This window comes from Jatrophihabitans sp. (assembly GCF_051960575.1).
Taxonomy (GTDB): domain Bacteria; phylum Actinomycetota; class Actinomycetes; order Mycobacteriales; family Jatrophihabitantaceae; genus JBQCEE01.
The window spans coordinates 1-12,042 of the sequence record NZ_JBQCEE010000116.1; the positions used below are offsets into that span (position 1 = coordinate 1).

Consider the following 12,042-nt stretch of genomic DNA (forward strand, 5'->3'; position numbering starts at 1 on the left):
CAGAGAACATTGCTTCCGGCGAAATCGGCACGGGGACCGGAATCGGTCTACCCTGATCCTCGGGTCGGCCGGCGGCCAGCGAAAGCTCCGGGGCCGGGGCTCGGTCGGGGGGGACGGGTCTACTCGCTCAGCATCGCGCCCGGTGTTCCCCCTCGAGAGAGCAGGAACATCGGGTCTGATGGCCACAACCCGCTCGTCATCGCGGGCGACCGTTGCCGGCGAACTCCACGCTCCGGTCACCCGGAGCGGGGCGGCGTCGAAGCGGGTTCCTCTGGCGCTGTCCCCGTTCTCACCCGACCCCTCGCCCAGAGCTGAACCAACCGTCGAGCATGTCGATGGCATTGTCGACAAGTCTGGACGCGACGGCTCGCCGTGCGCGTAGCCATGCCTGGTTGGCGTTGGCCAGAGCGGCATTCCGTCGACGGTGACGAAGGCACAATCCCATGCTTCGCAAGCGATGTGCGCGCTGAGTCGTCGCCAGACGCGGCCACAAACCCAGCCGCTCGCACGGCAGGCTGGACGACCGACTGCCCGGCGGGCAGCTCAACGACCAGCGCTGGCCCACAGGGACCAATCACTCCAACGCTTTGGTGGGGCGGGCGGGGCTCGAACCCGCGACCCGGAGATTATGAGTCCCCTGCTCTGACCAGCTGAGCTACCGCCCCGAGACACCCGGTGCCCGCGTGCCGCCGATCAGCCTAGCCACGCGTCCGACGTCAGCCCGGAGGCCGCGGGAACACGGCCGATCCTGCGCACTGCAGGACCACTCACGCACCGGTTCCTGACAATCCGTGCCTCGATTTGCGGCGCCTCCGAGCCAATGGGAACTTCCGGTCGTCATCACTCGAATGGGGGCAGTATGAAGATCCCACCACCACGACCACGCGTCCGCCGATCGCTCCGCATCGGCGTCGCCACCGCCCTGACGCTGACCGCCGCCGCGGTCGTCGCCCCGTCGGCCGAAGCCGCCGTCAACGGGCTGGTGCCCGGACTGTCCGTGAACTGTTCGCCCGGCCAGTTGCTCGAGACGAACACGACGACGTGCACGGTCACCGGCCAGCCGTCGCCGCTCTACACCAACGACACGGCGTCGCCCGTCGTGACACCGTCCGGTGTCGTGACCTTCAGCGGGAACGGCAGCTTCACCCCCGCAAGCTGCACTCTCTCCACGGTCAACAACGTCAGCCAGTGCTCGGTGACGTACGCGCCCGCGGGCGCGGGTTCGGACACGCGCGTCGACACGGTCACGGCCGGCTACGCGGGTGACCAGTACTTCCAGGCCGCGAGCACCTTCACCACCGTCGGCGTGCGGGCCCGCCAGCAGCCCGTCGTGGCCGTGACCTGCACACCGAACCGCGTGTACGAGTCGAACACGACCGCCTGCATCTTCACGGCGCAGACGGCGCAGCTGATCCAGGGCGACACCACCCCGATCGGCGGCACGTTCACCCCGACCGGCACGGTGACGTTCTCCGGCGCGGGCGGCGGCTTCTCCCCCGCGTCCTGCACGCTGACGGCGGCCAACAACGTCGCGCAGTGCACCGTCAGCTACACACCGTCCGGACCTGGATCGGCGAACCGCACCGACTCGATCAGCGCGGCATACTCGGGCGACCACGTCTTCGCGCCGACGACGGCATCGACGACGGTCTCGGTCGTGCCCCGCGAGAACCCGGTCATCGCGGTGACCTGCTCGCCGAACCGGGTGATCACCGGACGCACCACCACCTGCACGTTCACCGGCCAGCCGGGGTCGCTCTGGCCGAACACCACGGGCCCGAGCACGTACTACCCGACCGGCACGGTCACGTTCTCGTCGCCGTCGGGCGTGTTCACCCCGGCGTCGTGCAGCCCGACGCGCGTCAACAACGTCACCCAGTGCGCGGTGAGCTACACCCCGACCGGCCCGGCTCCGCTGGGCCGCAGCGACCGGATCGACGTCGCGTACTCCGGTGACCAGATCTTCGCGCCCGCTTCGGCGTACACGACGATCACGGTCACCAGCGGCGTCCTGGTCTGACCGGTCCGACGCGGACGCCCGGCTCCTGACCGACCCCTGCCAGGAGCCGGGCGTCCCGCTGCCGTCGCGCGCACGGCACGATGGGCGGGTGGCCGACGACCCGTTCGACGCGCTCTACCGGGTGCGTCCAGACGAGTTCACCGCCCTGCGCGCGCAGCTCGCCGCCGAGGCGAAGCAGGCGGGCGACGCGGCGGCCGCGAAGCGGATCGGCGCCGCCCGCAAGCCCACGGTCGCGGCGTGGATCGTCAACCAGCTCGCCGACGGCGACACCCGCGCGCGCCTCACCGATCTCGGCGAGCGGCTGCGCGACGCCCATGCGCAGGTCGACCCGCAGCGCATCCGGGCGCTCTCGGTCGAGCAGCGCGGCCTGGTCGACGAGCTCGCGCGCACCGCGTTCCAACGGGCCGGCATTGCCGATCCGGCCGCGGCGCTGCGCGATGACGTCACCGGCACGGTGCAGGCCGCCATCGCCGACCCGGACGTGACCGCCCAGCTCGGCCGGCTCACCAAGGCCGAGCGCTGGTCGGGCTTCGGCGGCTTCGGGGGCGCCGCGCCGGTGCTCACGGTCGTGCCCGGCGGGCGCGCCATTAAGGCGCCGAGCAGGACGAAGCGGCCACAGCCGGCACCAGAAGCGCCTCCGGATGACGACGAGGAACGCGACCTGCGGGCCGAGGTCATCCGCGCGGCGGAGGCCGATCTGCGCACCGCCGACGCGACGCTCGCCGCCGCCGAGCAGGGGAAGTCGGAGGCCGACGACGAGGTCACCGAGCGACAGGCCTCCCTCGCCGCCGCGCGGCTGCGCCACCGCGACGCCGAGCAGCGGCTGCGCGAGGCACAGCGCCGGTTGGACGAGGCCGAGCAGTCGTTCGCCGACGCCAAGGCGGCGGCCCGCGACGCGGCCGAGCTGGTCAGCGCCGCGAAGCAGCAGCAGAAACAGCGCCGCACCGCCCTCGCGAAGGCCAGACGCTGACCGTCAGTGCACGCCCTCGCGATGCGCCGACCGGTAGGCGCGCGGCGACAGCCCGAACTCCTTGCGGAACGCGCGCGAGAAGTACTCGGCCGAGGTGAAGCCGCAGTCGATCGCGACCTTCTCGACCTGACCGATGCCGGACGCGGCGGTGAGCAGCTCGGCGGCCCGCTCGAGGCGGCGGCGCCGGATGCGGGTGGCCGGGCTGTCCATGCCGCTGAACGCCCGGTAGAGCTGGCGCAGCGAGATCGACAGCTCCGCCGCGATGGTGGCGGGCGTCAGGGTCGGGTCGGCAGCCTGCTCGAAGATGATCGCGTCGGTTCGGGCGCGGATCAGTTCCATCTGCGCGAGTTCCGCCGGTGCGCGGCGCGCGCATGTGCGCAGCAGCAGGCCGGCGAGCGCGGCGAGGTAGCGGTCGATGCCGACCATCGCCGTGCTGGTGCTGAAATCGGTCGTGCCGGGCACCAGCAGGCTGACCGCCGAGTCGAGCAGGTTGATCTGCATGGGGGTGAGGTCGAAGGTCTCGTCCAGCAGGTCGTGCATCGCGGTCTGCTCGAGCCCCAGCGCCGCGGCCGGCACGCTGAGCGTGAACAGGTGCGTGTTGGTCAGGAAGCGCTCGGACAGCTGCGCCTCCGGCTCGAAGAACCGCAGCACGCCGCCGTCGGTCGGGCCGGTCGGCGCGAACACGGTGCCGCCGCGCTCGACCCGCGCCAGCAGGTTGACGTTGTTCTCGAGCGAGGGTGGCGTCGGCTGCCGTGCGGGCCGGTGCAGTTCCGCGCCGCTCACCGTCGACGCCGTCCAGATCGACCGCAATGCCCGAAGTCGGGCGCCCTTAAAGAAGTACGGCGCGTGCACCTGCCGCAGCGGCGCGATCTGCATCCCCAGCGGCCCGGTGCGTGACCGTCCGGACCATGTGTCCGGGTTGTCGCTCGAGAGGTCGAGCCACGCGACCGCGCCCGGAGGCGGAAGGTCGTACCGCAGCGTGGCCTCGGACACGACACCCTCCCGGCACGGATGTTCTGCGGCGAACCTATGGCTCGGTTCGCCCTGCCGCAACCGTGAGCGGCGGGGGTTACAGTGCTGCAACACGTTCCACTTGCGGAGGCAGCGCGTGAAGCTCGGCTACCACACCGGTTACTGGTCGGCAGGCCCGCCGGAGGGCATCACCGAGACGATCGCCCTCTGCGAGTCGCTCGGCTTCGACTCGATCTGGACGGCGGAGGCCTACGGCTCGGACTGCCTCACCCCGCTGGCCTGGTGGGGCTCGCGCACCTCGTCGGTGCGCCTCGGCACCAACATCCTGCAGATGTCGGCCCGCAGCCCGGCCGCCACGGCGATGGCCGCGATGACGCTCGACCACCTCAGTGGCGGACGCTTCGTGCTCGGGCTCGGCGCGTCCGGCCCGCAGGTCGTCGAGGGCTGGTACGGCCAGCCGTATCCCAAGCCGCTGGCCCGCACGCGGGAGTACATCGAGATCGTGCGGAAGATCCTGGCGCGGGACGAACCGGTGACCCACCAGGGCGAGCACTACCCGCTGCCCTATCCCGGCGGCACCGGCCTCGGCAAGCCGTTGAAGTCGATCGTGCACCCGTTGCGGGCCGACCTGCCGATCCTGCTCGCGGCCGAGGGACCGAAGAACGTCGCGCTCGCGGCCGAGATCGCCGACGGCTGGCTGCCAATGTTCTTCTCCCCCGGCATGGACGCGCACTACCGGGCCAACCTGGCCGAGGGCTTCGCCCGTCCGGGGGCCCGGCGCACCGCCGACGACTTCGAGATCTCGAGCTTCGTCCCGGTGATCGTGCACGACGACATCGAGGAGGCCGCCGACTTCGTGCGCCCGTCGCTGGCGCTCTACATCGGCGGCATGGGCGCGAAGACCATGAACTTCCACGCCGACCTGTTCGCCCGCATGGGCTACGAGGCCGAGGTGGCCAAGATCCAGGAGCTCTACCTCGCCGGGCGCAAGGACGAGGCACGGGCGGTGATCCCCACGGCGCTCGTCGAGGACATCGCCCTCATCGGCCCGCTGGCCAAGATCAAGGACGAGAAGCAGCGGTGGGAGCAGACCTGCCTCACCTCACTGCTGATCCAGGCCCACCCGTCGCAGCTGCCGTCGATCGCCGAGGCGCTCGGCTGACCGTCGCCTGAGTGGCTCTGCCACGGAACAGTTCTGTGGCAGAGCTATTCTGGCAGGGTGACGAGCCGACACGGAGACGACGCCTGGCCGCTGGCCGAGATCGTCACGCGGCTGCGCCGGACGCTGCGGTCGAGCGTGCGCAGCGAGATCCCGTGGGAGCGCCTGCCCATGGCGCAGGTCGAACTGCTGCAACGGCTCGCCGACGAGCCCGGTCTGCGGCTCGGCGACCTGGCCGCCCGGCACCGGCTGGCCGCCAACACGGTGAGCACCCTGGTGCAGCAGATGGTGCAGGGCGGCCTGGTCGAGCGCGGTGCCGATCCGGCCGATCGGCGCGCGACCGTGTTGACGCTGACCGATGCCGGACGCGAGCACCTGCAGCACTGGCTCGAGGCGAACAGCCGCCGCATCGCCGGTGCGCTCGACGCGCTGCCGGCGGCCGACCGGCGTGCGATCGGGAACGCGCTGCCCGCACTGCTGCGCCTGGTCGAGCGTCTCGAGGAGCAGGCGAACCCCGACGAGACGCCTCGACGATGACCGGCCGTGGCGCGATCCGCCTGCTGATCGCCGTGATCGGCACCGGCGTCGCGTCCGGGCTCGCCGGTGTCACGCTCACCCTGCTGCTGCACGCCGTCCAGCACGTCGCCTTCGGCTACACCGAGGCCACCTTCCTGACCGGCGTCGAACGGGCGCCGGCATGGCGACGCGTCGTCGCCGTTGCGGCGGGCGGTGCGCTCGCGGGCGCCGGGTGGTGGCTGTATCGGCGGCGCACCCGCGAGAACGTCTCGGTCACGCACGCACTCGGCCTCCGCGACCCGAGGCTCGCGGCGGGTGCCACCACGAGCGACGCCGTGCTGCAGATCGTGGCCGTCGGTGCCGGGGCATCACTGGGACGCGAGGGAGCACCCCGCCAGGTCGGTGCCGCCCTGGCCGACCTGGTCGGACGGCGCACGGGGGTGACCGTCGACCAGCGACGGATGCTGCTGGCCATCGGCGCGGGCGCGGCGCTCGCCGCCGTCTACAACGTTCCTCTCGGCGGGGCGGCCTTCGCCCTCGAGTTGCTGATCACGAGCCGTCGCCGCGCCGCGGTGCTGCCGACCATCGCGGCGTGCGCGCTCGCCACGGTGATCGCTTGGCCGGTGCTCGGCGACTCGCCGACATACCACGTCCCAGGGCTGAGACTCACGGCGAGCGTGCTCGTGGCGGCGGTCCCGCTCGGCATCGTGTCCGCGGTCGTCGGCACCGTGTTCCGGGCGGTCATGACGGCGGCACGCGAACATGCCCCGTCGGGGTGGCGGGCCGCCGTGGTCATGCCGGTGGCCTTCGCCGCACTCGGGGCGACGGCCATCGCCTACCCGCAGTTGCTCGGCAACGGCAAGAACCTCGCCGAGCTCTGCTTCAACGGGTCGGTGTCGCTGGGGCTGGCCTGCGTCCTCGTGCTGCTCAAGCCTGCGGCCACCGCGCTGTGCCTACGCAGCGGCGCGATCGGCGGCCTGCTGACGCCGTCGTTCGCCACCGGCGCGGCGCTCGGCCTCGCGTTCGGAGAGGTCTGGTCGCACCTCTGGCCGGCCGATGCCGCCGCCCTGGCAGTCGCCGGTGCCGCCGGCGTGCTCGCGAGCGCCCAGCGCGCGCCGATCACCGCGGTCGTGCTCACCCTCGACTTCACCCATGCACCGGTGGCCATGGCCGCGCCCATCGTGCTGTGTACCGCGACGGCGGTGGTCGCGGCCCGTCTCATACCGGCCGCGAGGCGATTCCTGTCGGGCAGGCGCGACCGTCGCCACCCGGACGCCCCGGCGGCGGTGGCGTGACCGGAGATGTCACAAAGCCTCTCTAGCATGGGCCGCGACGACGAGGGGGGTGCCGCGATGACCGGGACGGCGGTGCGCGGGCAAGCGAGCAGGCGCGACTGGAAGGTGCGGCGGGCGAAGGCGGCCAGCCGGCTGCGGCGCCGGCTGCTGGGGCTGCTGATGAAGCTGCCCGGCGGCCACTCCGACCCCGCGTCGCTGCTGGCCCGCTTCCCCGACGAGGCACTGCTGCCGCTGCGCCGGAACGGCCTCGACCCTGTGCCTGCACTCAGTGCGCTGCGCGACCGGCAGCCGGTGAGCCGCATGAAGATGCCGCTGGGGCTGCGCGGCTGGCTGGTCACGGGGTACGACGAGAACCGCGCCGTGCTCGCCGCCGACCCGAGCACCTTCAGCAACGACTTCGGCAACATGATCGGCAAGGTCGGCATCGCCGCCGAGGACGACCCCGGCGGCCTCGGCTTCGCCGACCCGCCGCACCACACGAAGCTGCGGCAACTGCTGCAGCCGCACTTCACCACCCGCGCGGTGGCCGCCCGCGAGGCGCGGGTGCGCGAGATCATCGACGAGGCGCTCGACGACATGGCCCGCGAGGGGGCCGGCGGCGCGACCATCGACCTGCAGCGGCTCTTCGCGCTGCAGATCCCGTCGCGCGTGATCATGGAACTGCTCGGCGTGCCCGAGACCGAGCGCGCCGAGTTCCAGCGCCTGTCGGCCGCGCGGTTCCACTTCGAGGACGGCGTCACGCACTCGTTCGACGTCATCCAGGAGGCCATCAAGCTGCTGCAGCGCATCGTCGAGCAGCAACGGGTCGAGCCCGGCACGGGGCTGATCGGGCAGATCCTGCGCGAGCACGGCGACGAGATCGACGACGTCACCCTCGCCGGCCTGGCCGACGGCGTGCTCACCGGCGGGCTCGAGACGACCGTGAGCATGCTCGCCCTCGGCGCCGTGGTGCTGCTGCAGCGCCCCGACCTCGCCCAGCGGCTGCGCGACGACGACGCCGCGGCCGAGCCGTTCGCCGAGGAACTGCTGCGGCACCTCACCGTGGTGCAGGTCGGCTTCCCCCGCTTCGCCGTGCGCGACGTCGAGATCGGCGGTCAGCAACTGTTCGAGGGTGACGTGGTGCTGCCGTCGCTGAGCGCCGCCAACCGCGACCCGCGCAAGCACAGCGGCACCGGGCCCGACTTCGAGGCAGTCGACATCGACCGCCCGGCGATGTCGCATCTCGCCTTCGGGCACGGGCTGCACCGCTGCGTCGGCGCCGAGCTCGCCCGGATGGAGCTGCGCGTCGCCTACCCGGCCCTCGCCCGGCGCTTCCCGGAGCTGAAGCTCGCCGTGCCCGCCGACCAGCTGCGCTACCGCGACCTGTCGTTCGTCTACGGGCTCGAGGAGCTGCCCGTCACGGTCGCCTGACAGCGTCGGCCAGCGCGGCACGACGCTGGACGGGCAGGATGGACGGGTGAGTACCCCCAGCACCGTCCTCGTCACCGGCGCGTCCGGCTTCATCGGGTCGCACCTCGCGACGGCCCTCGACCGCGCCGGGCACGACGTTCGCGCGATGACCCGGCACCCCGAGCGCTACGTCGGTGCGGGCACGGCCGTGCGCGGTGACGTCCTCGACGCCGAGAGCATCGCCGCCGCGCTCGAGGGCTGCGACGCCGCCTACTACCTGGTGCACTCGCTCGCGTCCGCCGACTTCGAGGAGAAGGACGCGAAGGCCGCGCGCATCTTCGCGCAGGCCGCGAAGGCGGCCGGGCTGCAGCAGATCGTGTACCTGGGCGGGCTCGGCGATGACAACACCGAATTGTCGCCGCACCTGCGCTCGCGGCGCGAGGTCGAGCGGCTGCTGCGCGACGGCGGGGTGCCGGTCACCGTGCTGCGCGCGGCCGTCGTCGTGGGGCACGGCGGCATCTCGTGGGAGATCACCCGCCAGCTCGTCGACCACCTGCCGGCGATGGTGACCCCGCGGTGGGTGCAGACCCGCACCCAGCCGATCGCGCTGGACGACGTGGTGCGCTACCTCGTCGGCGTCCTCGGGCACCCGGACGCGCTCGGGCGTACCTTCGACATCGGCGGTCCCGAGGTGCTGCGCTACGTCGACATGCTGCAGCGCGTGGCCCGGCTGCGCGGTCGTCCGCTGCCGATCGTCGGCGTGCCGCTGCTGACCCCCCGGCTGTCGTCGCGCTGGCTCGCGCTGGTCACGAACGTCGACGTGATGACCGCGCGCAACCTCATCGACTCGATGAGCACCGAGGTGATCGCGCACGACGACGCGATCCGCACGATCGTCCCGGGTGCCCCGCTCGGCTACGACGAGGCGGTGCGCCGGGCCCTCGCGGCCCGCGCCGCGCAGTGAACCCGGCAGTGCGGCGCGGCGTCGGCGGTGGCCCGTGACCGACGTCGTCACCCGCGTGCGCCGCGCCTTCCTCGACGCGCTCGTCGAGAAGGTGCCGCGCGACCACACCGAGACCGACGCCGCCTTCCGGCGGCGCCGAATCGTCTCGGCGATCACCCTCGTCGTCGGGGCCGCGCTGCTCGGCATCTCGCTGTCGACGAAGCCCGGCGACGTCGCCTTCTACCCGCTCACCGCCTCGGTGGCCGTGGTCTGGGTGGTCGGCGGGCTGCTGTCCGGCCCGTTGCATCTCGGCTGGATCACCTGGCACGACGGGCGGCTGCGGCGTCCGGTGATGGCGTCACTCATCCTCGGGGCGCTCGCCGCCGCGACCTTCGTCGTCGGCGCGCTGATCGTGCGCCAGATCGGCCCGCTGCGCCGGATCGTCGCCGACGTGCTCCATCACGCCAGCGCCGGCAACACCGCGCTCGTGCTGGTGGTGACGCTCGCCAACGGCCTGGCCGAAGAGGTGTTCTTCCGCGGCGCGCTGTTCGCCGCCATCGGCCGCAAGCACGCCGTCGTCGTCTCGACGGTGATCTACGCGCTCGCCACCATCGCCACGCTGAACCCGATGCTCGTCTTCGCCGCGGTGCTGATGGGCACGCTGTTCGGCCTGCAGCGGCGGGCGTCCGGCGGCATCCTCGGGCCGATGATCACCCACGTGGTGTGGTCGACGGTGATGCTGCTGGTGCTGCCGCCGCTGCTCACCTAGCGAGCCCGAAAGGGGTCAGGGCGTGACCTCGGCCGCCCGTTCGCCCTTGGCCGGCTTGTCCTCCTCGCGCAGCCGTGGCGTGGTCTTGTTCGCCGGCTTGACGCCGCCCTTGTCGGCGTAGAAGGCGCGGATCGCGTCCATGTCGGCGCGCACGTCGCGCGTCGGCCAGATCGTCGGGCCGACGCCCATCGTGCGGGTGTCGTGGTCGACGAAGCCGGGGATGAGCGGCAGCTTGGCCAGCCGCGCGATGCGGTAGAAGCCCGACTTCCAGTACTCCCCCTGCTTGCGGGTGCCCTCGGCGGCGACGACGAGCACGAACGGCTTGTCGCCCTCGCGCGCCTCACGCACCAGGTCGCGCACCAGGCCGGTGGGGTTGTCGCGGTCGACCGGGATGCCGCCGAGGCGACGCATCACCCAGCCGATCGGCCCGACGAACCACTCCTGCTTGACCAGCACGCGGAACGGGAGGTCGTTGTGCCACATGACCATCAGGCCGATGACGAAGTCCCAGTTGGACGTGTGCGGGGCGCCGATGAAGATCCCGACCCGCTCGTCCGTCCGGCCGACCATCTTGTAGCGGCTCACGAACAGCAGCGAACGCACCAGCCAACGCCTCATCGGCCCAGCCTCGCACGTCGGGCGATCGGACAGATCGCGGACAGGGCGCAGACAGCGTGCGGCCGACCGGTCAAGACGTGACGGGTATCACCGATAAGGAGCGCGTTCTCCTCCACCCCGGAAGCACCGGGGCGGCGGGCTCGGCGGGGCCGTCACGTTCTTCGGCGTCGGAGGAGGTCCGACCATGAGCAGGATCAGGCATCACATCGCCGACCGCATCGCGTGGTCGCGCCGCGAGCACCAGTGCCGTCAGCGCGGCCACTCGTGGACCGATCGCAGCGACCCGATCTGCTGCGACCGCTGCGGCTGCACCCGCCTGTACCGCTCGCGCTGACTCACCGCCCGCTGCGCTTCGCGAGCCGCGCCTCCCGCCGGGCGCGGTTGCGCTCGGCGGTGGCGCGCTGGTTGTCCAGCGCACGCTGCTGGCGGATCTCGGTGGCGAGGCCGTAGCGATAGCCGGCCTTCTCGATGCGGCGCTCGGCGCCCTCGACGACGTAGCCGAGCGCGAACAGCGCGGTGCCGACGACGCCCATGAGCGCCACGCCGATCTTGATCGGCCACGAGGCCGGCACCAGCAGCACGGCGAGCACGGCCACCGGCAGCACTTGGACGAGGAAGCGGACGACGTGCCGCAGCCACCACGTGCCCGTACTGGCATCGTGCAGCACCCATCCGGCGTAGCTGGGGGGAAGGCTGCCGGTGAAGGTGTACCGCAGCCAGAGGAGCGGGTTCGGCCGCCGCACGTCGTCCACGCCGTTCACTGTACGCCAATAGTTGGGGCACCAACCATTGGTATGCTCACGCCGTGACCACCACGGACGCGACACCCCGCGCCACGACCGACGACGACCCGCTCGCCCTCGACCGACAGGTCTGCTTCGCCCTCGCCGTCGCCACCCGCGAGGTGGTCGCGCTCTACCGGCCCGTGCTCGAGCCGCTCGGCCTCACCCACCCGCAGTACCTGGTGATGCTGGCGCTCTGGGCCGACGACCCGCGCTCGCTGCGCGACCTCGCGTCGACCCTGGCACTCGATCCGGGCACGCTCTCGCCGCTGCTGAAGCGCCTCGAGGCCGCCGGACTGGTCACCCGCGCGCGGGACGCCGCGGACGAGCGGCTGCTCGCCGTCACGCTCACGCCCGCCGGACGGGCCCTGCGCCGCAAGGCCGAGCGGGTGCCGGCGCAGATCATCGCGAAGCTCGGGCTGCCGGTCAGCGACCTCGAGCACCTCAACGCCGTGCTCCACGCCGTCATCGCGGCCGCCGCTGCCGCTGAGTGAGTCGCGGGTGCACCCCCCCCCCCCCCAAAAAGGGGTGGGGAAAAGGGAGCAAAACAGGGGTGTGGGGCAAAAAAAAAAAAAAGGCGAGCTTCAGGTTTTGTTTGGGGCCGTATGG

At 72.1% G+C, this 12,042-nt stretch carries 13 protein-coding genes and 1 tRNA gene; 10 read left to right on the forward strand and 4 right to left on the reverse strand.

The annotated features are described in order from the left end of the window. Positions 1 to 588: 588 nt before the first annotated feature. Positions 589 to 665: transfer RNA gene (locus tag ACTHMS_RS06130), tRNA-Ile, on the reverse strand. Positions 666 to 859: 194 nt separating this feature from the next. Here ACTHMS_RS06130 and ACTHMS_RS06135 point away from each other — a divergent pair. Beyond that, the gene (locus ACTHMS_RS06135; RefSeq protein ID WP_440305789.1) at positions 860 to 2,020 is read left to right on the forward strand and encodes a hypothetical protein; all 1,161 of its coding nucleotides are present in this window, start codon (positions 860 to 862) and stop codon (positions 2,018 to 2,020) included. Between the two features lie 88 nt (positions 2,021 to 2,108). Continuing rightward, the gene (locus ACTHMS_RS06140; protein WP_440305790.1) at positions 2,109 to 2,990 is read left to right on the forward strand and encodes a hypothetical protein; all 882 of its coding nucleotides are present in this window, start codon (positions 2,109 to 2,111) and stop codon (positions 2,988 to 2,990) included. Between the two features lie 3 nt (positions 2,991 to 2,993). Here ACTHMS_RS06140 and ACTHMS_RS06145 read toward each other — a convergent pair whose 3' ends face one another. After that, positions 2,994 to 3,983, reverse strand: coding sequence for a helix-turn-helix domain-containing protein (locus tag ACTHMS_RS06145; protein ID WP_440305791.1), 990 nt, complete (start codon positions 3,981 to 3,983; stop codon positions 2,994 to 2,996). A 115-nt stretch (positions 3,984 to 4,098) separates the two neighbouring features. Between ACTHMS_RS06145 and ACTHMS_RS06150 the strand changes: the two genes are divergently transcribed. From ACTHMS_RS06150 to ACTHMS_RS06175, 6 genes are read left to right on the forward strand one after another with little or no spacing between them, the layout of a single operon-like run. Next, positions 4,099 to 5,124 carry an LLM class F420-dependent oxidoreductase gene (locus ACTHMS_RS06150; RefSeq protein ID WP_440305792.1) on the forward strand — a complete coding sequence of 342 codons (1,026 nt, stop codon included), beginning with the start codon at positions 4,099 to 4,101 and terminating at the stop codon, positions 5,122 to 5,124. Between the two features lie 57 nt (positions 5,125 to 5,181). Then, positions 5,182 to 5,658, forward strand: coding sequence for a MarR family winged helix-turn-helix transcriptional regulator (locus ACTHMS_RS06155; RefSeq protein ID WP_440305793.1), 477 nt, complete (start codon positions 5,182 to 5,184; stop codon positions 5,656 to 5,658). After that, positions 5,655 to 6,932, forward strand: a complete 1,278-nt coding sequence (locus ACTHMS_RS06160; RefSeq protein ID WP_440305794.1) for a chloride channel protein — start codon at positions 5,655 to 5,657, stop codon at positions 6,930 to 6,932. Before ACTHMS_RS06155 ends, ACTHMS_RS06160 begins: the two co-directional genes overlap by 4 nt. A 57-nt stretch (positions 6,933 to 6,989) precedes the next feature. After that, a complete protein-coding gene (locus ACTHMS_RS06165; RefSeq protein ID WP_440305795.1) occupies positions 6,990 to 8,342 on the forward strand; it encodes a cytochrome P450 in 1,353 nt (450 codons plus the stop codon). Between the two features lie 46 nt (positions 8,343 to 8,388). Further along, positions 8,389 to 9,285, forward strand: a complete 897-nt coding sequence (locus ACTHMS_RS06170; RefSeq protein WP_440305796.1) for an NAD(P)H-binding protein — start codon at positions 8,389 to 8,391, stop codon at positions 9,283 to 9,285. Positions 9,286 to 9,319: 34 nt separating this feature from the next. Then, a complete protein-coding gene (locus ACTHMS_RS06175; protein WP_440305797.1) occupies positions 9,320 to 10,033 on the forward strand; it encodes a lysostaphin resistance A-like protein in 714 nt (237 codons plus the stop codon). A 15-nt stretch (positions 10,034 to 10,048) separates the two neighbouring features. Here the strand turns inward: ACTHMS_RS06175 and ACTHMS_RS06180 are convergent, their stop codons facing one another. Continuing rightward, positions 10,049 to 10,651 (reverse strand): 1-acyl-sn-glycerol-3-phosphate acyltransferase, encoded by a 603-nt coding sequence (locus ACTHMS_RS06180; protein ID WP_440305798.1) that lies wholly within the window; start codon positions 10,649 to 10,651, stop codon positions 10,049 to 10,051. A 184-nt stretch (positions 10,652 to 10,835) separates the two neighbouring features. Between ACTHMS_RS06180 and ACTHMS_RS06185 the strand changes: the two genes are divergently transcribed. Beyond that, positions 10,836 to 10,985, forward strand: a complete 150-nt coding sequence (locus tag ACTHMS_RS06185) for a hypothetical protein (RefSeq protein ID WP_440305799.1) — start codon at positions 10,836 to 10,838, stop codon at positions 10,983 to 10,985. A gap of 1 nt (position 10,986) precedes the next feature. Here the strand turns inward: ACTHMS_RS06185 and ACTHMS_RS06190 are convergent, their stop codons facing one another. Further along, entirely contained in the window at positions 10,987 to 11,403 is a 417-nt protein-coding gene (locus tag ACTHMS_RS06190) for a DUF5313 family protein (protein ID WP_440305800.1), read from the reverse strand. Positions 11,404 to 11,456: 53 nt separating this feature from the next. On the opposite strand from ACTHMS_RS06190, the gene ACTHMS_RS06195 reads away from it, so the two are divergent. Then, the gene (locus ACTHMS_RS06195) at positions 11,457 to 11,927 is read left to right on the forward strand and encodes a MarR family winged helix-turn-helix transcriptional regulator (protein ID WP_440305801.1); all 471 of its coding nucleotides are present in this window, start codon (positions 11,457 to 11,459) and stop codon (positions 11,925 to 11,927) included. Positions 11,928 to 12,042: the final 115 nt, after the last annotated feature.

Coding starts and splice junctions, on each gene's coding strand:
- ACTHMS_RS06165 (WP_440305795.1), top strand. CDS start 6,990: ATGACCGGGACGGCGGTGCGCGGGCAAGCGAGCAGGCGCGACTGGAAG.
- ACTHMS_RS06180 (WP_440305798.1), bottom strand. CDS start 10,651: ATGAGGCGTTGGCTGGTGCGTTCGCTGCTGTTCGTGAGCCGCTACAAG.
- ACTHMS_RS06185 (WP_440305799.1), top strand. CDS start 10,836: ATGAGCAGGATCAGGCATCACATCGCCGACCGCATCGCGTGGTCGCGC.
- ACTHMS_RS06135 (WP_440305789.1), top strand. CDS start 860: ATGAAGATCCCACCACCACGACCACGCGTCCGCCGATCGCTCCGCATC.
- ACTHMS_RS06160 (WP_440305794.1), top strand. CDS start 5,655: ATGACCGGCCGTGGCGCGATCCGCCTGCTGATCGCCGTGATCGGCACC.